We start from the raw sequence: 21527 nt of genomic DNA, 5'->3' as shown, positions 1-21527 counted from the left end.
GCGTGGCCACCCCCGACCGCTAGGTGCTTCCGTCGCGCCGCTCGCCTAGCAGGTCAGGGTTATTAGACCGCTGTAGCAGCGCTTCACGTGCCCCGGTGATGAACTGCGTGTTCAGGGTGAACGTCACCAAAGTCGACCACCGAAGGGATTTACCGCGACTTGGCTCAACCCGAACCTCGACGATCGCCGTATATGGCCCGTCGTCGAGCTTCACCTCCGGCCGGTTGCACTGGAACTCGAGGAACTTCTCCACTGCCCGACGACCCTCGACCGCGAAGGGGGAGGCGAACACGCGTGTCTCGTTCACGCCTGTGATCGCGGTCTGGATGGCGTGCCAGTAGAAGACCGTGGTCGTGCCGCCAGCCTTTGGGTGCAGAAGTAGCCGCGCGTTAACTACCGCCAGCGGAGCAGGGGCAGGATTATGGATGATCAATGGAAGGATGAGTAGCTTCTTGTTGCCGGCGAGGCAGCCACCATAGGCATGCGGTGCGTACAGGCATCCGAGGCGCCGAATAATGGAAGAGCCTGAGGCATCTGCGCACCGTACAGCAATTGCTCGGCAGTCCGCCCCGTCGCTTCGGCTGAAGCCCTTCCGGCCATCCGGATCTGGCCGCCGATAAAGCGCACCGACGACTCGCGTCGCGCCTGGCGCGCGGGCCGACGGGCGGTTGCGGGAACAACGCCCGCCGGCGTTGGGCAACGGTACGAGGTCCGACCGCTCCGTGGTGCCCGACATGCTGCGCACTTTGCGCGGTCCTCGCAGGGAGCATCGCGGGCGATTTACCCTGCTATGGGTGAAAGAGTCTGTCATGGGCTGGCGAGCGGTCGCTCTGCGCGCGAGCTTCGATGCTGGTCATGAGCAACAAATCCACGGCGGCGGCGCCGAGCACCGTTTGGCTCGTCGATCGATGTCCGCCGCCTTCCGCTTCACCTCTCCACCCCTCCTGAGTGAGGCCGTCGGGCCCTGGCACGCGAGGTTGAAACCGCCGCTCAGATCCAGGCAGACGCCGGGGTTCGTCACCGTTCCCGTTGAGCACGGCAGTCGGACTGTGTAACGCCGCCGACCTCCGGACCGGAGGGACAGCCGCAGACAGCTACACCGACGTGGGGTCTACAGGCAGGGTCGGTGCTGTGGCGGCTCGGTCTGACGCTTCGCATTTCCGAAGTCCTCGACGCGTAGAAACGCGGACCCGCCCAGTAGCGCCGGCTCAAGCGCTGACACAGCCCTTGTGGCCATGACGGGTGCGGAGCTTGTCGGTCCCAGCGGCCGTAATAGCACCGCGGCTCCACACAGCTCGCTTACGAATACCAGCAGTCCGATCCGACGAGCCGTCGGCCACCCGACCCGACCCATTCACAGCCTTGGAATATCCCCACATCCCCGGCACCAACTTATGCTGCGATTGGCCGATCGCTCTGCAAAGATACTGATTTAGGCTGTGGGTTCACTCATGTCGAGAGCGACGCGATGTAAAGGATGTGGGCTGCAAGCTGCTGCGTCTCATCCTCATGCGCCGGCCGATCATCTCGGCTGGAAGCCTTCAGATCCGGAAACCGGCGGCGGATTTCGGCGGTAAGCTCCTGCAGTGGAACCCAGGCGGGAATTTCTTCAACATGCACCCCGATGCTGACGGTCCGACTAAAGTCATCCCGATCCAACTGTTCGGAGTATTGTGCTAAGCCGACGATAATCGGTTCAAGCAGCTCAGAACGATCAGAAAGTGCCGCGGCAACGCGATCCCGTACCTCGTCATCGGTCTGAATGGACGCAGTCCATCCCAGTAACGGGCGAATATGGAATCGGTTAGTGGACCAGGCCTCGGCCTCGGTCCAGTCGGCAGTCGTCAGCAGGTGCGTAGCTTGGTCTCGCGATTTTGCTTCTAGTTCGGCGCGCTGAGCCTCTCTTGCGACGAACATCAGTGCACGGGCAAGGTGCACAGCGACAGCCAGCGGCTGTCGTGTGGATGCTTCGTCAATCAGTTTCTCGAAGGTAGCGTCGTCCGCATTTCGTGCGACCTTGGCCGTTAATCTGGCTGTTGCGCCTAGCTCAACGGTGAGGAACGACATTAACGGAGGAATGTTGAGGGCGAATCGGGCGGCCTCAACCAGTTCCGCGTAAAGGGTGGGGTCGAATGGGCGCGTATCCACCCGCGCCCAGGGGCGGGCGCGATCTAGGAGTTCTGAATGTTCGCGTGCCAAACGTGCCGTTTCAGTCTCAGTGGGTTGAGGGGAGGGTGCTGCCGGCTCCGGAGGTTGGTCGGCTGGCTGGCCCCTCCATGTTGCACTCAGGGCCGCAGAGCTGCGCAGCAGCTCCGCAATCGCTTCGCCAAGGATGTCGTCGTCTTCCTCGGGCGGACGTCCCGGCCATCGACCAGACGCTCGGAGGACCACTCCTGCAATGCTCTCCACCCAGTCACACCATGGTCGGGTTGCCGGAGCCGCGGCGCGGACCGCGTGCAGCTCGGCCACGAGCGTCGCAACCAGGGGAAGCAGCGCCTCTTCCGATTGCCTGAGGGCCAGCTCGAGGTTTTGAGCGAACGGCACCGTCTCGACGTGCGATGGCTCAGCCGGAGGCAGGAGATCACCTGTCTCAGCGTCCCAGCCGCGGGGCATGCTGCGCTGAACACCAATCCTCATGACGTTCCACGAAGCTGCGGCTTCACGGGGCACCCGCCGCTGCTGGCGAGCAGACTCGACGAGGTGCCCCGCCGCTCGTGCCGCAGCCGTCACGCTGGATGCCGCTGCGATGGCGATCCCATAGTCATCTGGCTGGAACGACGCCTCGATGACCTGCGCAGCCTCGTCGTCGGTCAGCGGCCACGCCTTCTGCACCTTGAAGTGCTCAGCGACCTGGTCCCGCTTCCACTCGCGAAGAAGGTCGACTGGGTAGTGCTCCGGCGTAACGTCGATCTCGCGAGCGTGCTCCAGGCACATCGGCATGAGGTTCGACGAGCTGCGGTTTTCCGCCTCGCTCATCATTGGATCCCAACGCGGACCGCCTTCACTGCGTGCGCAGATATGGGCCACGTGGCTGTTGAGAAGCGTCTCACCAGTGTCGTTGTTCATCGTATACAGTGGCCGACCACAGTCGGGTTTGCCGCACCGGAACGCGGTTCCGTAGAGCTCTCGCACGGTCGCAAGGTCAGGTTTCCTGTGCGAGATGGGCTTGGTCTTCTGCGAAGCGCTCTCCGTCACCGGGCCATTGTCCTACCGCTAGCCGAGCGCCGGTGAGGGGAGGCGTCCCCCACCACCAGTGTCAGCCTTCGCTTGCACCGCCGCCGGCGTCGGCTTCGAGCTGAGGGGCGGGGAGCTGTCGGGGCAGAATCTCCTTTGGGGCCGCTTCGGGAAACACCTCTACCGGCACGGTCCATGGCTCGAATCCGGCTTTCCTGCACCGTAGTAGGAGGCGGATGGGTTGACCCTCGTACTCCTTGGCCCATGAGTCCGTCGTGGCGTGTGTGCTCCAATGCGGCGGGTCCTGCGGGTCCATCGCGAACTTCATGCCCTCGCCTAGCGGCAGTGCGAAGGTCGCTACCGAGCGCCCGTTGCTCGATGCCCCATCGATGCCGGGACGGAACCTAAAGGGTCCCCACACGTGGTTGGCGATCTCCTCGTCAGTGCGGGCGCCCCCGAGGCCGGACCCTCGGCGTTCATGGAAGTCGTCGCGCACGATCATGTCGATGGCGTCGAGGCCGTCAAGCATCAGGGGTCCAACAAGCTCCACGCGGAGAATGCCGTACGTAGCCGTCTGCCGCTGGAACTCGATTTTGAACTGCGGAATCCGGTCCCCTCCCTGTCAGGATGTCGTGAGACACCCCGGCGATCGGGGTTGGCTTGCAGGGCGTGATTGGAGATGCGTACGTGAGCAGCAACAAGCAACCGTCCGAGACCAATGGATCCGGGCCGGTCAACCCGGCTCCGCGTCCGGTCCGGCGTAGCTTCACCGCTGAGTACAAGGCCGCGGTCGTGGCCGAGTACGAGGCCGCCGCACACGGCGAGAAATCCGCGGTCCTACGTCGCGAGGGATTGTTCCATTCTCACGTGCAGGAATGGACCCGGGCGCGTAACACCGCCGCGCCGGCCGGAGCGGCGAATGGTTCCGGGAACACGTCGGCGACGACGGCCCGCCTGTCGCGGGCCGAACGCGAGACCGAACGGTTACGCGCCGAGAATGCCCGGCTGAACGCGAAACTCACCCAGACCCAGGCCGCGTTGTCGATCATGGGAAAAGCACACGAGCTCTTGGCATCACTGGCCGAGAGCACGGACACACCGCCGTCATCGAGCCGCTGATCGAGCAAACCTTGCAAGCCCTCACCACCGCCGGGACACCGGTGCGGACCGCGTGCCGCCTGGTGGGACGGTCCCGGGCCACCCACTACCGCCACGCCCGCGGCCCGGTCCTCGGACCCAAACCCCGGCGCCGGCCCGGTCCGCAAGCCCTCGACACCAGCGAACGCGACACGGTCCTGCAGGTGATCAACCAAGCCGGCTACAGCGAACTGTCGATCGGTCAGATCTGGATCCGCGAACTCGACGAAAACCGTTACTGGTGCTCACTTTCCAGCATGTACCGCATCGCCGCAGCCGCCGGGCAGACCCGCGAACGCCGCCGGCAAGCCACCCACCCGGCGAAGGTCAAACCCGAACTCGTCGCCGACGCACCGTCACAGGTCTGGTCCTGGGACATCACCAAACTGCGCGGCCCGGCCAAAGGCGTCTGGTACCACCTGTACGTCCTGATCGACATCTACTCCCGCTACAACCCAGGCTGGATCCTCGCCGCCGCCGAGGACTCCGTGCTGGCCCGCGACTTCATCGACGAGGCCATCGCCCGCAACGGCCAGGTCCCGCACACCGTGCACGCCGACCGGGGCACCTCGATGACTTCCCAGCCGGTGTCCGCGCTGCTGGCCAACCTGGGCGTGACCCGCACCCATTCCCGGCCCCGGACATCGGATGACAACCCGTTCTCCGAAGCGCAGTTCAAGACCCTGAAATACCTGCACGACTTCCCTGAATCGTTTCCGAATCTGTCCGCCGCGCGGGCGTTCTGCGATGGTTTCTTCGCCGAGTACAACCACGTCCACCGCCATTCCGGGATCGGCTGGCACACCCCCGCATCGGTCCACTTCGGAACCACCGGCCCGATCGACGCCGCCCGCCAGAACACCCTCGACACCGCCCGCGCCGCCCACCCGCAACGCTTCGCCCGACGACCCCGACCACCACAGATCCCCGACCACAGCTGCATCAACCAACCAGCCGAGAAACTACAGAAGATTTAACCCCAAAATGTCTCATTTGACTTGACAGATACCGGTCCGCCCACTCTCGGCGAGCTTCAATCTCAGTCAGCTTGTCGGCGGACGTTGCCGCGTTTCGTGACGCCTGGTAGGTGAACCATGCGATGAATCCGACTGGTATTGCGATGACCGCGCTGGCGACCTGACCCACCGCGCTGGCGAATTCCACCATATCCACGAGGGTCAGGTTAGGCCCTTCGCGCATATAGACTAGGGTGCGGCACGCGGGCGGGGACATCTAGTGGGCTTCCGGGTCGCGCGAACGGCATGCCGCGCCTTCCGCGGTACCGAGCTAGCCGAGTGCGTCACAGCTCGGATCTAGGTAGCTGCGCCCTGGCAAACAGTTCGCCGACGACCGCCACGCCCTCGGCGGTGAGGTCGCCTATGGGCCATGTTGACAGGTGGGGGACAGCTCGAGACAGCTTCACGGACGTGTAGTCCTACCGGGAGGGTCGTAGCTGTGGTTGCGGGGACGACACCTCGCATCGCCTTTCTCCCCGAGGCGGAGGAACACCGGACCTCCCAGCAGCATCGGCAGCGATCCCCGCAGTGACACTTTGGCTACAGAAAGCTTCCTGCGGCTACAGCGACCCCGCACCGGCGAGAGGTCGGCCTCGCAGCCCGACTCATTCAGAACGTTGAAATACCCGCACTTCCCCGGCAAACCAGCAACAGATCACACGCACGGATTTGCTTGATATGCAGGTAATCCTTGGTGATCCAGGGACTGTGCCACGAACGGTGTTTCTGGCCCGATTCGCCGGATTTCGGTCCGGCGGGATGGGCACTGTGAGTAATGACCGCAGAGATCGTGGACCCACCGAAGAAGACCACCGCCAGAGGCCGTTCGCTGTCGCCTGAGCAGGCCGCGGTGGCGGCGATGATGGCCGAGGCCCGGGAACGTGGCCTGGAGCTGACCGGCCCGAACGGGTTGTTGAAGCTTTTCACCAAGAATGTTCTCGAGGCGGCGTTGAACGAGGAGATGACCGAGCATCTCGGTCATGAGAAGAACCAGGCCGGTCAGGGTCGCGAGTCGACGAATGTACGTAACGGCGCCCGGTCGAAGACGGTCGTGTCGGACGCGGCCGGTGAAGTCTCGATTGCTGTTCCCCGCGATCGTGCGGGAACTTTCGAGCCGCACATCGTGAAGAAGCGGCAGCGCAGGCTCGGCGAGGTCGACGAAATGGTGTTGTCGTTGTATGCAAAAGGATTGACCACCGGGGAGATCTCGGCGCATTTCGCGGAGATCTACGGTGCTTCGATTTCGAAGGAAACCATTTCGCGGATCACTGACACGGTGGTGGCGGAGATGACGGAATGGTCATCGCGGCCGTTGGACGCCGTGTACGTCGCGGTGTTCATCGACGCCATCGTCGTCAAGGTCAGGGACGGTCAGGTCGCGAACCGGCCTGTCTACGCGGCTATCGGGGTCACCGTGGACGGCCGTAAGGATGTCCTGGGGCTGTGGGCCGGCACGGGTGGTGAAGGCGCGAAATTCTGGATGAGCGTGCTGGTCGACCTGAAGAACCGGGGCGTCCAGGATGTGTTCTTCCTCGTCTGCGACGGGCTGAAAGGACTCCCCGGCGTCGTCGAGAGCGTGTGGCCGCTGACAACCGTTCAGACCTGCATCATCCATTTGATTCGTAATACGTTCCGGTTGACGTCTCGCGCGGACAGCGACGCGATCAAACGAGACATCAAATTGATTTACACGGCGCCGAACGCTGAAGTCGCATCGGCTGCACTCGACGACTTGGAGGAGGAATGGGGAACCAAATATAGGGCGATGATCCGGTTGTGGCGTAACGCGTGGAACGAGTTCATTCCGTTCCTCGACTATGACGTCGAGATCCGGACGGTGATCTGCTCGACCAACGCTATCGAATCGTTGAATGCCCGCTACCGTCGTGCAATCCGGGCCCGTGGGCATTTCCCGACCGAACAAGCTGCCATGAAATGCCTGTACCTTGTAACTCGCAGCCTGGACCCCACCGGGGCCGGCCGCACCCGATGGACGATGCGTTGGAAGCCGGTATTGAACGCCTTCGCCATCACTTTCGGTGACCGCTGGCCGGCCGCCGAGAACTACTGACCGAACGCCAGAAACACCGTTCGCGTTACGGACCCTTCCCGTTAGAACGTCTCGTGCGTTGTATCGCCCGCAGTTGGTCGAATGCGGCGTTGTTGGTGAGCACGACAGGGAACACGGGCCGTCCGGATTGCCGACTGGCCGTACACCGCCTCAGTAACCGATCCATTATGGCGGAGGAAACAGGTCATTTACTGCAAAGCGGCCGAGTGTAAATGCAAGCTAGCAACTTGCAACCTGGCAGGTTGTTAGCCTCGATCCGTCAGAGGGTTTGCTCCCTGCCTGACCGATTCGGCTTGACCGTTTTGTCCGCGGGGTTCGGGCGTGGGATTGCCACGTGTCGCTGTGGACGCGCGAGGTCTCCGGCCCTCGGGAAGCGACCCTTTCTGCTGGTAGGGCCGGGGTCGGTGGGTCAGGTGGTCAGGGGTAGTGAGCCGAGGCGTTGCCAGCAGAGGGCGAACGCGTTGGCCCAGGGCCAGGTGTCGGGGATGGATAGGACTCGGCGGCGGGCGTGGGTGGCGAGTTTGGCGGGAAGGTGCAGCAGCCGGTAACGCAGGGTTTCGGGTTCGGTGTGGGCGAGTTCGGGTTGGTCGTGCAGGCCGAGCAGTTTGGTCCAGGCGGCCAGGTCCGCGGCGATGTTGCAGGCGAGGATCCAGCCGCGGTTGACGGTCCAGGATTTGCTGGGCAGGTTCCGCAGGCCCAGGGCCTTTCCCACTCGGACTTGATCTTCTACTCCTGCGTGAGAACGATGCAGCACGTCCAAGAACTGCGGGTGGTGCGAGCCTGGCACCCGGTGGATGCGGCGGATGTTGGTGGCGACGATCGCGTACCGCCAGCCGGTCTTGCGTTTCAGATCGGTGAGTTTCTTGGCGTGCCGGGCGGTCGGCCGGGTCCGCCGGACGATCAGCCGCAGTCCCGGTGTCCAGGTGCCGACCCGCTGGTTGAGGCCGGTCAACTCGGCCGTCTGAGCTTGGTCAGTGGCGGTGCCGTCCTGCTGGAGGCTGTCGCTCCAGGCGCCGGCCGGCAGGGCGGCGATCGCGGTCTCGTCGGTGTCGGTGATGGTCCAGCCGACGGTGAACTTCACCGTGCGCCACAGCCGGTTCAGCTGCTGGATGTGTTCGAGCAGGTCGTGGGTGGCTCCGGCCCCGTCGATCCGGATCAGGATCTTGCGCCGGTATTTCACCGGCACCTGGGCGATCGCCTCGCCGAGGACCCGGATGTGGTCGGTGACCGTGTTCGAGCCGGCGTTACCAGGGCGCAGCAGCATGGCCAGGCTCTCGCCGGTGTTCGCGCACCACGCGCCGAGCGGGTGGAACCCGAACCCGCGTTTGAACGTGGCCGCCGCGCCTTGTTTCGGTGAGTGGGCGGTGATCAAGGTGGCGTCCAGGTCGATGACGATCCATCCGGTCAGCAGCTTGCCGGCCACCGCCAGCCACGGGAAACCCTGCGGCCGGCGCTCGAGCAGGTCCCAGACCCGGGCCCGGACCTTCGCCCGAGCCTTGCCGATCCGGCCCAGCAGCACCGGGTCCAGGCCGGCCAGGGCCCGCCGGACGGTTGCCTCCGACGGCGGATCAGCGAACACGAGGGCTTGATGCGCGAGCAGGCCGATGTCGGACATGCTGGTCGCACCGAGCACGATCGCTATCGCCAGGCAGATCAGGACCGTGCCCCGATCCCACCAACCCGGCCCCCGGCCACAGGGCAACGCCTCGTTCAACGCACCGGTCAGACCGGCCCGGTCCGCGCACCGCCGCAGCAGCACCGCACCCACATGCCCCACCAAACCCTTACCACCGGCCGCGACCTGCAGCCGCTGGTCCCATCCGCTACCCTTGCTCACCGGAAAGGTGCACCCGATTCTGCTATGGACTTGATCTAGACACTCAAATCCTTGCAGGTCAGGCGCACCTTTCCTTCATCGGCCTCGATGGCTCAATTCCCCTCTGAACGAGGGAGGTTAGTGCCGCAGGGGCGCCGTCGGGAGTCGCTGGGTGCGCTCGTTTGCCGCTGTGCGTGCTCGTCGATCATTGAGTGGCACCGCGCCTTCCCTACGCCTTCAAGGTGGCCCTCTGGGCCGCACGTGAACCAGTTCGCCGGCCGAGCGCACCTTGCCGCTGCGTTCACGGCGCGGACCGGCGGTGACTTGTGCGCCATGTGCCGCAGATGCCGATGCCCCGCGCTGACGGGGAGCCCGGCGTTGTGGGGCTGGCTACCGACCTCTATCGACGTAGTAATCGCGGGTGCCTTGCATCGGACAAGTTGTCAGGGCTAGCCTGACGCATGTCAGGGTCCGCCTGACACGTGTTGGGAGGATACGCATGACCGCTACGACTCCATCCCGCGAGCTTTTGGAGCAACGATGCTCCTTCTGCGGCAAATGGCCAAACGAGGTCGAGCAGCTGATTGCCGGACCAGGACCGGCCATCTGCAATGAGTGTGTCGGCCTCTGCAATGACGTTCTCGCCGGACGGCGTCCGGATGGAATCCCTTCCTGGGACGGCCAGTCCGACGAGGAACTCACCGCAACGATGGTGCGGATATCGTCACTGCGGATTCAAGTTGATGAAGCCGTCGGACGGGTCGCCCGCATCTTGCGCAGCCGTGGAGTGACCTGGGCGTCAATCGGGGGTGCACTCGGAATCACCCGACAGTCCGCCTGGGAACGCTTCTCCGGCGAGGACTGACAAGGACAGCCAGCCTCCCGCGGCCCTGCCGAGGGCGGCCAGCCGGCCCCCGTTCCAACGGCATACCTCCAGCGGGCGCTCGAGGAAGCCCTCCCGCCGCCCGCCGGAGGCAATTAGACGGGGTCGGCTTGGTTCAAGCGGTGGAGCGTGCTTGCTCCGACTGAGCCGATCAAGACAGTGACATCGGCGGTCACCGCTAGTGTTCGGGTGGCTGATCCTGCCAGGCGGGCTCAAGCAACCGTGTGGCTTACACTCCACGATCGTGCCCCCTCGGGGCAGCACAGCCCATATCCGGATTTGCCGCTGGGCGTGCGCGCACCAGCCAGTCGATGGCTGACGGGCACGAACGAGATCACCCGCGGTGCCCACCCGTGCCGATGGTGGCGTGGTGGTAGGCCAGCTCAGCTGGCATTGTCGCGGAAGTACGGTCGCGCAACGTCGTGCTTTTCGAGTGCCGACTCGTAGAAGCGCAGGATCTGAGTCAGATCCTCGACGGCGGAGTCGAGCGCCTCCCATGCGTCGGTATCATCCCGGGCATGGCGCACCCGGCTGACCGCATCGGCAAACTGTCGCTGTAGCTCGGCGAATGTGTCGCCCTGGATATGGATCCCGGGAAACGCGCGGCCGGCCAGCTGAGTTACCGCAACGTTCCCGTCGCGCGCCAGCACGCGCGCCTGCTCGTCGGTCACCTCCTGATGATTGCACCTCGCCACTGAGCTCCCCCCGCGGTCCACAGGCGCCCTCATCTGGCCGCCGATCGTGCGCGCCGGCAGTTCCGGTCGACCAACGCGTCTCCGCCGCAGCCAGACGTCGCGGTGTAGCGGGCCGGGGAACCCTACGAGTTGTTGATCAGTAGGCGTTAAGCTCTCGGCGGGTTCGGGATCGATCGACGAGCTGGAGAGTCAGCATGGGCACCTGGGACGTTGGGCCGTTCGACAACGACACCGCTGCCGACTGGTGCGGTGACTTGGACGAGGCCGCCCCAGAGCAACGAGCTGGGCTGATCCGCGATGTGCTGAGCCGGGTCGCCGAGCACGGCGACGAATACCTCGACAGCGACGAAGCGGCGAAGGCCATCGCTGCTGCGGCCGTTGTCGCCTCACAACTGCCGGATGCGACGGTGATCGACACTCCTACGCGCCCGACTTCCTGCTGGAGGGCGGCAACGTAGAGGTAGACGACGAGGTCCCTGCGACAGCTGTGCGAGCCCTCGACCGGATCGTCCAGGAGGATTCGGAGTGGCGCGAGCTGTGGGAAGAGTCCGAGGAGTTGTATCCGCTGGCGCTCGCCTCGCTGCGATCCATCCGCGCCACCCTCGAGCAGGCGATCAACCGGTGAACTGGGCTGCTCGTAAACCGGCGCACGGCTTAACCGGCACTGCGTTCTGAACCAACTTCGCACGCGATTCACCGCGTCCAAATCTGCCGCGATCTGAACGCTACGCCGCGTCACGGCGTGCACCCGACGCCTGGCTCACGGACATGCCGAATTGAGTGCGTTCCTGGAGTTCACTGGACCATTTCTGCTTGCACGAGACAAGACGCGATCAGCTTAATGGATCGGGTTGCTGCTCCCTTTGTAGCGAATCTCGTGCCTCGTTCAACAAAACAAGCAGACGATCGAGTTCACCGAGCTCGCGCACGGTACCTTCAGCCAAGCGCTCGCCGTCAAACTTAAAATGGAGAGCCACCGATATTCCTGCGGCGATCTTCGGACCCAATGAACCTATCTCGTCGAAGATTGCAATCAAGTTGTCCGGCGCCCACGCACCCACCAGACTCTGAATATCAGGCAGTTCGTCGAGGAAGCGACGTCTTAGAATTCCGGCTCGGGCCTCCAAGTCCTCCACCTCACGCGCGTCTGTGCTCGCGTGGGCGGACCAGTCTTCAAGTGCAGCTAGCCGCGCCCGCATCTCCAACACGAACAATCGCGTACGCGCGACGAAGCGGAGGATCTCTCGGTAATCGTTGCGGATCGCTTCCCGTCGCTCCCTTGCGAGAGCGTCAAGGCGGTCGTCAGCGCGTCGTTTCGCCTCGACAGTCTGAGCCCGTTTAGCCCGCTTCGCTTCCCCCAACTGAGCAAGGAAGGTGGCGGCCAAGGTCCCTAGGATGCCCATACCAGCGATCAAGACGGCGACCCACCACGGCAATGGCTTCACGCGACTAACAGTATGCGGTGAGCGGCAGAGGCTCACTCTTGCGGTGCCTCGCGTCGCACGGCACGTACGAATGGTGGTTCGAGGGCACGCAGGGCCAACGGCGTGGCGGGGAGTCTACGGAGGTTTCGAGTGTCCCCGATCCGCACCTTCCTGTCTGGCGGCGCCCTGATCAGGTGCGCGGATCAGCCGCGATCCGAGCGATGTTGGATCAGGCCAAGTGGTCGCAACTCGGCGAGCAGGTACGGCCCAGGAGATGGCCGAGATCCCGCAGGAGCCTTCCGAGTCGCTCGACTTCATCAGTGGTCGGCGAGGTGATCGGGGAGCCGGCCGCGACATGCTCGCCGACCTCATACAACGTCGCGTAGAGGCCCTCTGCGGTCGCCCGGTCGAGCCGTAGCGAGATGTCGTCGGTCACGCGTTGAAATTACTCTCATGCCGCGAGTCGCTCGCCACAGAGCGTGATCGAGGGCTGGGGCGGCTCTTGTGGACATTCCGGGGATCGGCGTCGTTCTACAGCGAAAACGGGTTGCGGATGCCGATGTTCGAGGATGACAGTTGCGGTCGTGACAGATTTGCCGCGCTCCGAGCGTCACGGTTAGTGGTATTCGGCGCCGGACGTGGGCCGAGGCCTGGTCGGGTGGATCACCGCCCTGGGCGACCGTGGGGCCGAGGCCGAGTCGGTAGCATCCGGGGATGCAGCCGCGACGGCATCGGATGCGTAAGCAGCAGCGCCGTGACTCTGCCCGGGAGTGGATCCGCTCCGGTGCGGCGATCACCGTGAAGAGCTACGCGAAGCGGTACGGCGTCGACCGGTACACCGCGTACGACGACCTCACCACGCTCGGGGTCACGCTGCCAGCCTCGGCCCAGCGGTGGGTGCAGCGCCCACCGTCTACCCCGCGACCGGTGGCTCGACGCGACGCCGGTCCGGCCGACAATTCGTGGATCATGTTGGAGGGGCGGCCCTTCTTCGTTGCGGGCTGCACCTCGGGAGGGCTTCCGTACGGCATCTACGAAGATGAGATGGAGCCGTACGATGGCATGCTGTTCTGAGCCGGCGCGGACCACCAGGCGTGGCGCTCATGCCGGCGGTGACGCACCGTGAGTTATGACTACCTCTTCTTTTCCCGATCAAGCAGTTGCTGCGTCCGACGAGCGGGTGCTGCGTGCGGCGGTGGCCGCGTACCTGGGCCGCTACCGTGGCGAGTCCCGGGTGCACACCGGATCTGATCTCAAGGTGTTCCTGACCTGGTGTGCAGGTCAGGGTTTAGATCCGTTGAACCTGGGCCGGGTCGAAATCGAACGCTACGTGCGCTGGCTGCAGGAAGTCCGCCGCTACCAGCCATCGACCGTGTCTCGCCGGCTCTCGGTCGTGGTCGGTTTCTACCGGGTGTGCGTCATCGACCGGCTCCTCGCGCACTCGCCGGCCGACTATGTGCGCCGGCCACCGATGCCCGCCGAATCACCGACTCTGGGGCTGGGGCATCTGCAGTTCGAAGCCCTGATCACCACCGCCCGGCTGTCGGCCAACCGCAACGACTTCGCGTTGATCGCGATGCTGGGCCTGCTCGGGTTGCGGATCTTCGAAGCTTGCGGGGCGAACATCGCCGATCTCGGCGAGGAACACGGCCACCGCGTCCTGAAGGTCCGCGGCAAGGGCGACAAGACCGTCCTGGTCCCGTTGCCGCCGGCGGTGGCCCGGGCGATCGACCGCGCCGTCACCGGCCGCGAGCAGGGCCCGATCCTGCGCAACACGGTTGGTCGGCGGATGGATCGGCACGCCGCGACCCGCCGCCTCAAGCGCCTGGCCGAGACGGCCGGGATCCGGATGCCGCGGATGCACCCCCATATGCTCCGTCACACGTTCGTCACGACCATGCTCGACGCGGGCGTCAGCCTTCGCGACGTCCAGATCGCAGCTCGGCACGCCGACCCGAAGACCACGATGCGCTACGACCGGGCCCGTAAGAACCTCGACCGGCACCCCAACTACATCCTCGCCGCCTACATGGCCTCCGGGACCTGACGAGGCCTGCTGACTCCGAAATCCTGCTCAACCAGCAGGCGACGTGCAAAGTGAGGCCTGCCACCCGGTCTGCCCCCTCACCAGCCGGTCAGTCGCCTGGAGCACATCCACGCAATCGCGAGAGGGACGATCATGCGCAATCGGCACTCGGACATGCCGATGAGCGAGCGGTGGCGGAATCTACTCACTTGACCGGACGCAAGTAAGGATCTCTGGGTCAAGAAGCGAGCAGATTGGCATCGACGACACGGTATGCAGCGGGCCTGGCTGGGTTAAGCGCTAGTTTCGGTGGCGGTAGATCGTCGAACCAGGTCGGTCAGCAGGTCATGCTCGGCGGCGCCTTTGACGCCGTCGATGCGTAGGCCTGTACACCGCAACGTGCGATGCAAGCTGATCGGAGGTCCCACCTTCCAGTCGTCCATGAGCGGGAACAGGTTCATCGTCCGGTCAACTCCGCCAGACAGAGCGAATCCGCCGGAGAGCCGTACGCTGCTGACCGCGCCGGTGTGCGCCGTTATCTGCCACAGCGGTCTAGGCTCCGCGGTGCCGTCGAGGTCGACGCTCCACAGTGACAGCTGCCCGTCGGCGTGCCCCAGTAGCAAAAGCGCCTCGGTCTGGTCGAGAAGCCGGCCGTCCAGACAGATCGACGATGGGAGCGGCAGAACCCGGCGAGGGGCCGAAAGACCGTTAACCGGCCCAGACCACATAACTGTCTGCGCTTTGTCCTGAGAAATCACGCAGTCCGGCCCGAGCGCCAGCATTGAATAGCCTGAACCCCGGATTACCTTGGCGGACTCCAGCACGCGCCCGTCAGGTAAGAAGACCTCGATCTTCGAGGCGCCCGATCGCTGCTTGCGCCGCTCCAACACGGCCCTCTGCTTCCGGACCGCTACAGAGATAATGGTGGAGTCCGCTGTAAACGCGCAGAGCGGCGCCCACTGGTCGTCAGCTCCGGCGCCGAGCACGGTGACGCGGCGATGCGGGTCGGTGCCGCCCATCACGAAGACGTCCTTCTGCGGTGTGAGGCTCAGCGACTCCGGGCGGAAGTCCAAGTCGGCGATCGTGACGCAGATTGCGCGGCGGCCTGCCTCGACGCGCCAGCGGCGAATGCTGTTGTCGGTGTATCCGGCGAAGACCGTACTGTTGTCCTCGTCGAGCGCGATGGACACAACTGCCGCGGTTTCCTCGAGTTGCACTCCAGTGAGATCGCAGTGGCTGAGGTCCGCGCCGGCCAGGCTGGTGTTGTCCAGGTTGGCGTACCGCAGGGTGGAGTGCCGGAACGTCATTCCGTCTAGGTCCGCCCCGGCCAGATAGACGTAGTCGAGGGCCAGGTGGGACCAGTCGCCGTGCGGCAGATTGCCGTTCAGGGTGTAGAGCAGGGTCATAGCGTTGCCGCCGAGCGTTTTGCCGGCGTAACGGGGCAAGGTCGCGCGGCGTGTAAGGCTGTGCAGGACGTCGGTGAACGTCTCCACGGCGGTGTTCGGAGCGACGTCCGACGGGTCGCGCATCAGGTGTGTCGCGAAGTGCACGATCTCCGGCTGCAGGGGGACCCGGGAGAGCATCGCGACCGCCTGGTCGGATTCGCCGGCGATGGCACGGACCAGTGCCCTGGCGATGAAATACTCCCGCATTGAGCGGTGGAAGAAGTCGACGGTCCAGGTCTGCGACGCTCCGTCCCGGACGGGCTTGAGCAGTGACCGAGTACCGACGCGGGCTCTGGCGTCAGAACCGGTCGTCTCCGGGTCGGCGCTCGAGGCGCCAGACATCTGCCACAGCATCTCCGCGAGGTCATCGCTGCGACCTACGGCGATTTCCCGCAGATCGACGTACTCGGTGGTGGACTCGTGCAGCTGCAGCGCCACCTCTTCGAGGATCGCCTGCAGGTTATTGATGAGGTCGTCGTCGATCGCCGGCGACGCCTCGATGCGCAGGTCGCGGATCTTCCGGGTCAGGCTCTCCCGGACGTAGCTGCGGTACAGGATGAGCTCGTTGAAATGGTCATTGGGCAACGCCGGCAGCGTCGCCTTGATCATCTGCAGAAACAGCGGTTTCGCTGCGAGCCCGATCGGATCGTACAGGCGCTGCAGCCGCTTCAGCTTCGCCTCGGCGCCGATTGTCCTTGCATGTGCGCGTAGGTGTTCGAGGCGCGCCTCCAGGGAGATCGGCGCGATCCGGACAACTCGCGGATCGCCCGCGTCGTTGACAAAGTTCTGATAGTCCCGCAGGTGGCTGTAGAAGTGCGGGCGCGAGGTAATGAGGATCTTGGAGTGGGGAAACTGTGCGATGCACTCCGACAGCCGTGCGAAGTTCTTCGCCATCGCGTCCGGGTCGAGTCGTGCTGACATCTCGTCGAACCCGTCGAGCACGATCAACGTCCGATAAGTCTCGGAGAGGTCCTGCCACTCCCTGGAATTCGACTGGATCTCGGTCAGCCGAGCGGCCAGCAGGTCCGCCGCGCCGGGATGCTGTCGGATTGCCCGCAGCGGGATCCGGAGAGGAATCGTGCCGCTTTCCGGATCGGCGAGGAACTCCTGCGCCAAGGCCCAACCGAGTTGGTAGCTGAAGAAGGTCTTGCCGTCCCCGAAGTCGCCCAGCAGCAGCAGACACTGCCGGGTGTCGTCGTCGAGCCAGTCACGCACGGTGGACATGAGGGTTCCAGGCAGCGGCGCGCCGGTGTCCGAGAGGGCCTCAAGACTTACCGGATGGTGCCAGACCTCGGTGAAGTCCTCGGGGTCTTCCCCGATTACGTGGTGCCGCGACGGGGTGCGCAGGTAGCGCAGCCAGTGGGCGGCAAGGTTAGGCACCGGCTTGATCCGATCGCGCCACTTCTGGACGATCGTCGCTTGTTCGTCGTCGCTCAGCGGGCCCGGCTCTCGGTCGTATATCGCCCGATACACCTCGGGAACCAGGCGGAATAGGTCGACGATGCCGTGCTCCGGCGACCAGACCTGGATGGTGAACGGGAAACGGCGTGTCTCGTTCCAGGTCTGGATCATCAGGCTCAGGTCGTTGGTGGGGTCCAGGTGCGGGGAAACGAAAATCAGGTGGTTGACCAGGTTCTCACGCCAGTGAAAATCGGTCTCTAGGAGCTTCGGCGCGACGGCGGCCAGCGTCAGGTGGTCCTGGCTGCGGTAGTTCTTGCATTCGACGTGACATCGGACCAGCCCGGTCACCGCGTCGGTTGCATCAAACTCGATGTCGTGGCCGAACTGCGTGCCGCCGTTCTGTCGGCGCAGTCGCTCGATGATGCGGCCTTCGGCGCGCGCGGCCGGCGTGAACAGTCGTTGCAGCAGCCGTACGAAGGCGACCTCCAGCGTCGCGCCTGCCACCTCGGGACGGCTCGTCGGGATCGCCGGAGGCTGGACCGCCGGAATCTCGGTGAGTTCATCGGCGGCCGGTGGTTCCGGGGCGTCGTTGCGGGACTCGAGCACGCGGGTCGCGGTTAAAGCTACCCAAACACCCGTGATCCACTCGACGCGGGCAATGTCACCAGTCTCTACCAGCCGCAGCACGTTTTCGATTTCCGCCCGGAACCCGTTCGACTTGAGTTCGTCCATCGCCGCCCGAGCTTCTTCATAGCGGCGCTCGACGATCAGTTGCCGGACATCGTCCCACTGACCACTGTCCTGTTGCTCTACGATCGCGGAGATCAATTGACCTTTGCGCATCCGTGCGGTTCCGCCGATTCCCAGGCTCGCTGCCAGCGACTGCAACTCAGGAAACAACATCGCGCTCAACCCGGTACCGCCACGTCGCCTCTTGGCCGACGACGGCCCCGACACGGCTTCACCTCGGGAATCGGTTTCACCCAGAGGGACGGTGTCGCTCGAAGCGACGGTGTCACCCGGAGAGCCGACCGAATTTTGTCGGCTCGCTATCGCGGAGATCAACTCACCTTTGCGCATCCGTTCGGTGTCGGAGATTCCCAGGCTCGCTGCAAGTGCCTGCAATTCTGGAATTAACAGGGCATTCAATCCGGTACTGCCGCGTCGCTTCCTAGTCCGCAATGGCGATGGCTCCTCTCCGCCCGAAGGGTGGGCCGGATCTTGCCGGCTCGCGATTGCAGAGATCAATTCACTCTTGCGCATCCCTGCAGTTTCAGAAATTCCCAGGCTCGCCGCAAACGCCTGTAGTTCCGGAAGCGGCATTTGAGACAGGTGCGCGGGCGGAGCAGCGGTCACATTCTCTCCTGAACCAGGCACGGTGAACACGGGGGTGAGATCCGCCGACTCTACCTGTAGAAATTGATCACCCGTTAGTAGTGGATCGCCGCGCCGGGGCACACCTACGTTGCCAGACGGCAGGCACTATGACGGAACACCGCGACCATCCGGATCTGCCGCGATCCGCGCTCGGTTGGCTCTGCTCGCGAGTTGTGACACCAGCGGCCCGTGAGTTTTGCTTCCACTGATCGGTTCACCCGATGATCAATCTCCGCGAGTTGTGACCGCATTTTCGTCGGCTGCCGGAGGTTCGGCGCGGCCGGCTGAGCACTCCATGCGGCTGCGCGTGAGCGCGAGCATGTCGATCAGCCACCCGGGGCCGCCGGTGATGTCGCGGGCGCGCATGAGGGTGTCGAGCTCGCGGCGGACGGCTGGGCTGGTGCTGGCAAAGAACTCCTCGCAGATTCCGAGGATCGTCGGCAGCAGATCATCCTGGGGTTCGCCCGAATCCATGAACACCTCGGCGGCGACATTGAGTGGTGCAAGCGGGCTCAAACCCGTGCGTGGGTGGACTGATCGGTGCGTGCGCGGGTCTGGGCGAGCCGGTAGGAGTCGGTCCCGGTCTCGATGATGTTGCCGCCGAAGGTGAGCCGGTCGACGATCGCGGCGCAGAGCCGCGGGTCGGTGAAGGTCTTGGTCCAGCCAGAGAAGGCTTCGTTGGACGCGATGGCGACGGAGGCCTTCTCTTCCCGCTCGGTCAGGACTTGGAAGAGCAGCTCTGCGCCGCGCCGATCAAGTTCCATGTAGCCGAGTTCATCAATGCAGAGCAGGTCGACGCGTCCGTAGCGGGCGATCGTTTTGGCCAGCATCTTCTCATCGGCGGCTTCGACGAGCTCGTTGACGAGTTTAGTGGCCAGGACGTAGCGGACGCGATGCCCGGCCATAGCTGCCTCGGTGCCCAGAGCGATGAGCAGGTGGCTCTTGCCGGTGCCGGAGTCACCGATCAGGCAGAGCGGTAGCCCCTTCTTGACCCAGTCGCATTTGGCGAGGGTGTGGACGATGGCGGGGTCGACGTTCGGGTTAGCGGTGAAGTCGAAGGTCCGTAGGGCCTTGTCCCGCGGGAAGGCGGCAGCTTTAATGCGGCGTTCGGAGCGGCGGCGAGCCCGGTCGTCGCACTCGGCCATGAGTAGTTCGGCAAGAAAGCCGCGGTAGGTCATCTGATCACGAGCGGCGGCTTCGGCGAGGTCGGTGAACTGGGATCGGATAGTGGGCAGGCGCAGCAGCCGGCAGGCGGAGTCGATCGCGGCGTCGGCGGCTTGCTCGGTCAATCCTCGGTGGCGGTTGGTCATGACCCCGTTCCTTCCGCTCGGCGTCGTAGGAGTTGGTCGTAGGCGGTGACCGTGGGCAACGGCCGGGTGTCGGCGGGTAGCTGAGCGAGCCGCCGCTCGGTCAGAGAGATCACGTTGGCCGGCAGTGCCCGCGGCGCGGGCGGTGACATGGACGGGCGGTCGTCGGCCTCGGCGAACTTGCGGGCCTCGAGTGCGACGGCGTCCGCGGTCAGCGCTCCGGCGCGGACGGCGGTAGCCAGGCCGGCAACGACGTGCTCGTGGAGCATGTGCCGATGCAGCAGGAGCACCTCGATCAACGCTCGGGTTCCGGCGGCGTCGCCGTGGGCTTTGCGGGCCGCGGCCCACCAGGCGTCGTGGACCGGGGTGAACCTGCCTGCCGCGCGGGCCTGTTCCAGGGCGGTGGCGCCCGGCAGCGCCCCGGGCTTGCGAATCAGGCCTTCCAGGTAGTGGTCGAGATCGAGCCGTGAGCCGCCTTTGGCCATCAGCCGTTCATGCCAGGCGACCTGTTCCCGGCCGTCATAGACGACCAGGTGGGAGGCGTGCAGCTGGACCCGGACCGGGCGGCCGACCAGGCGCACCGGGACTGAATAGCGGTTCGTGCGAACGGTGACCTGGCTGTAGCGGTCGACGCGAGGTGTCAGCCAGATGCCGGTCTCGAAGTCGTCGTCCGGCAGCCGCATCAGTAGCGGCTGTTCGACAGCGAAGTCATCGCCGACAGTACGGTCCCGGGCACCGATGCGCCGGACGTCGTCCTGATCGTCCCACTGGTCGATCATGGCGTTGAGCTGATCGAATGAGTCGACGCGCGGCACTGGAACAAGATGGTTGCGGCGGAACCAGCCGATCTGGCCCTCGACGCCGCCCTTCTCGTGGGCCCCTTCGATGCCAGGCTGGCAGTAGAAGACATCCAGGCCGTAATGGGAGCGGAACGCGGTCCAGCGCTGGGTCTCGATCCGCTGCCGCGAGAAGCCGAGCACCTTGGCGACCGCCGAGCGCAGATTGTCGTAGCGAATCTTGCCGGTCGGCACCCCTCCGAGCCGCTTCAGCGCATGGGCGTGCCCCTCGAAGAAGGCCTCCTGACCGCCGGACGCGAAGATCCGGTGGATCGCCTTGCCGGAGAACGACATCCGGAACGAGAACAACATGCAGGTCACCGGCTCACCCCGCAGGTTGATCACCACCTCGCCGAAATCGACCTCCGCCTCAGCGCCCGGCCGGTGAGTCTGCGGGAAGAACACCTTGATCGGACCGCGACCTGACTCGGCCCTGATCTTCGGCTTGCGGTCCGCGACGTAGGTCCGCACAACCTGGTAGGAGATGTCAGCCATGCCGTGTTCGTCGAGCAGCCGGTGATAGATCCGCCGAATGGTGTGCCGCTGCTTGCGCGGGGCATCGAGATCGGCCCGCAAGATGTCGTCGATCGCAGGCTTGAACGGGTCAAGCTTCGATCCCCTCGGCGGCATCGTCTTGCGTGGCGGCGGTAACGCGGACGCCATCGCCGCACTGACCGTGCGCCGGCCGACGCGGTGCTTTTCCTCGATCGCCCGGCCCGACATCCCCGCAGCGAGATCGCGGCGGATCGCCGCGAACAGCTCGATCTTCGACATCCGCGGCATCGGCCGGCCTCCGTCTCGGGTCAGCCGATGCTCCCACCGCCAAGCTTGGTGTCGAAACTCGCGGACATCGAATCCATCCGATCGAGCGTCCACCTCCAGTGGTGTCGAAACTGACGGACAAACGCCATGTCAGAGC

The 21527-nt window shown here is 64.8% G+C and carries 19 protein-coding genes; 8 read left to right on the top strand and 11 right to left on the bottom strand.

Going from position 1 to position 21527, the window contains the following annotated elements:
- Positions 1–19: 19 nt before the first annotated feature.
- The 3 genes from LXN57_RS11795 to LXN57_RS11785 all read right to left on the bottom strand — a co-directional run bounded on the left by LXN57_RS11795 (position 20) and on the right by LXN57_RS11785 (position 3703).
- The gene (locus LXN57_RS11795; protein WP_251798088.1) at positions 20–736 is read right to left on the bottom strand and encodes a hypothetical protein; all 717 of its coding nucleotides are present in this window, start codon (positions 734–736) and stop codon (positions 20–22) included.
- A 713-nt stretch (positions 737–1449) separates the two neighbouring features.
- The gene (locus tag LXN57_RS11790; protein WP_251798087.1) at positions 1450–3066 is read right to left on the bottom strand and encodes a hypothetical protein; all 1617 of its coding nucleotides are present in this window, start codon (positions 3064–3066) and stop codon (positions 1450–1452) included.
- Positions 3067–3256: 190 nt separating this feature from the next.
- A complete protein-coding gene (locus tag LXN57_RS11785) occupies positions 3257–3703 on the bottom strand; it encodes a hypothetical protein (protein WP_251798086.1) in 447 nt (148 codons plus the stop codon).
- 158 nt (positions 3704–3861) lie between these two features.
- Between LXN57_RS11785 and LXN57_RS11780 the strand changes: the two genes are divergently transcribed.
- The 3 genes from LXN57_RS11780 to LXN57_RS11770 all read left to right on the top strand — a co-directional run bounded on the left by LXN57_RS11780 (position 3862) and on the right by LXN57_RS11770 (position 7398).
- Complete coding sequence (locus tag LXN57_RS11780; protein ID WP_251798085.1) at positions 3862–4293, top strand: hypothetical protein; 432 nt, start codon at positions 3862–3864, stop codon at positions 4291–4293.
- An 11-nt stretch (positions 4294–4304) separates the two neighbouring features.
- Positions 4305–5288 (top strand): DDE-type integrase/transposase/recombinase, encoded by a 984-nt coding sequence (locus LXN57_RS11775; protein ID WP_251798084.1) that lies wholly within the window; start codon positions 4305–4307, stop codon positions 5286–5288.
- An 829-nt stretch (positions 5289–6117) separates the two neighbouring features.
- Positions 6118–7398, top strand: a complete 1281-nt coding sequence (locus LXN57_RS11770; protein ID WP_438872870.1) for an IS256 family transposase — start codon at positions 6118–6120, stop codon at positions 7396–7398.
- A 409-nt stretch (positions 7399–7807) separates the two neighbouring features.
- Here the strand turns inward: LXN57_RS11770 and LXN57_RS11765 are convergent, their stop codons facing one another.
- A complete protein-coding gene (locus LXN57_RS11765) occupies positions 7808–9235 on the bottom strand; it encodes an IS1380 family transposase (protein WP_251798083.1) in 1428 nt (475 codons plus the stop codon).
- A gap of 478 nt (positions 9236–9713) precedes the next feature.
- Here LXN57_RS11765 and LXN57_RS48585 point away from each other — a divergent pair, with 478 nt between their 5' ends.
- Positions 9714–10079 carry a ClpX C4-type zinc finger protein gene (locus tag LXN57_RS48585; protein WP_285904613.1) on the top strand — a complete coding sequence of 122 codons (366 nt, stop codon included), beginning with the start codon at positions 9714–9716 and terminating at the stop codon, positions 10077–10079.
- Between the two features lie 401 nt (positions 10080–10480).
- Here the strand turns inward: LXN57_RS48585 and LXN57_RS11755 are convergent, their stop codons facing one another.
- Positions 10481–10768: a DUF6959 family protein gene (locus tag LXN57_RS11755; protein ID WP_251798082.1), complete on the bottom strand. Its 288-nt coding sequence runs from the start codon at positions 10766–10768 to the stop codon at positions 10481–10483.
- Positions 10769–10986: 218 nt separating this feature from the next.
- On the opposite strand from LXN57_RS11755, the gene LXN57_RS11750 reads away from it, so the two are divergent.
- Both LXN57_RS11750 and LXN57_RS11745 read left to right on the top strand, forming a co-directional pair.
- The gene (locus tag LXN57_RS11750) at positions 10987–11250 is read left to right on the top strand and encodes a DUF4259 domain-containing protein (protein ID WP_251798081.1); all 264 of its coding nucleotides are present in this window, start codon (positions 10987–10989) and stop codon (positions 11248–11250) included.
- 29 nt (positions 11251–11279) lie between these two features.
- Entirely contained in the window at positions 11280–11417 is a 138-nt protein-coding gene (locus LXN57_RS11745; RefSeq protein ID WP_251798080.1) for a DUF4259 domain-containing protein, read from the top strand.
- Positions 11418–11625: 208 nt separating this feature from the next.
- Here the strand turns inward: LXN57_RS11745 and LXN57_RS11740 are convergent, their stop codons facing one another.
- Positions 11626–12237 (bottom strand): hypothetical protein, encoded by a 612-nt coding sequence (locus tag LXN57_RS11740; RefSeq protein WP_251798079.1) that lies wholly within the window; start codon positions 12235–12237, stop codon positions 11626–11628.
- A 208-nt stretch (positions 12238–12445) separates the two neighbouring features.
- Positions 12446–12652, bottom strand: a complete 207-nt coding sequence (locus LXN57_RS11735; protein ID WP_251798078.1) for a hypothetical protein — start codon at positions 12650–12652, stop codon at positions 12446–12448.
- Between the two features lie 278 nt (positions 12653–12930).
- On the opposite strand from LXN57_RS11735, the gene LXN57_RS11730 reads away from it, so the two are divergent.
- Both LXN57_RS11730 and LXN57_RS11725 read left to right on the top strand, forming a co-directional pair.
- Positions 12931–13290, top strand: coding sequence for a hypothetical protein (locus tag LXN57_RS11730; RefSeq protein ID WP_251798077.1), 360 nt, complete (start codon positions 12931–12933; stop codon positions 13288–13290).
- Positions 13291–13345: 55 nt separating this feature from the next.
- On the top strand, positions 13346–14263 hold the full coding sequence (locus LXN57_RS11725; protein WP_251798076.1) for a tyrosine-type recombinase/integrase: 918 nt from the start codon (positions 13346–13348) through the stop codon (positions 14261–14263).
- A gap of 272 nt (positions 14264–14535) precedes the next feature.
- Here the strand turns inward: LXN57_RS11725 and LXN57_RS11720 are convergent, their stop codons facing one another.
- From LXN57_RS11720 to istA, 4 genes are all read right to left on the bottom strand, one after another.
- Positions 14536–18444, bottom strand: a complete 3909-nt coding sequence (locus LXN57_RS11720; protein ID WP_308206611.1) for a Rho termination factor N-terminal domain-containing protein — start codon at positions 18442–18444, stop codon at positions 14536–14538.
- 246 nt (positions 18445–18690) lie between these two features.
- Complete coding sequence (locus tag LXN57_RS11715; RefSeq protein WP_251798075.1) at positions 18691–18981, bottom strand: hypothetical protein; 291 nt, start codon at positions 18979–18981, stop codon at positions 18691–18693.
- Complete coding sequence (gene istB / locus LXN57_RS11710) at positions 18978–19775, bottom strand: IS21-like element helper ATPase IstB (RefSeq protein ID WP_251798074.1); 798 nt, start codon at positions 19773–19775, stop codon at positions 18978–18980. The genes LXN57_RS11715 and istB overlap by 4 nt, the downstream gene beginning before the upstream one ends.
- Complete coding sequence (gene istA, locus LXN57_RS11705) at positions 19772–21391, bottom strand: IS21 family transposase (RefSeq protein ID WP_438872864.1); 1620 nt, start codon at positions 21389–21391, stop codon at positions 19772–19774. The genes istB and istA overlap by 4 nt, the downstream gene beginning before the upstream one ends.
- Positions 21392–21527 lie beyond the last annotated feature (136 nt).

Source organism: Paractinoplanes hotanensis (assembly GCF_023717965.1).
Lineage (GTDB): Bacteria > Actinomycetota > Actinomycetes > Mycobacteriales > Micromonosporaceae > Actinoplanes > Actinoplanes polyasparticus.
Note: the sequence above shows the minus strand (reverse complement) of the source record. Positions and strands in the feature narration are given on the sequence as shown.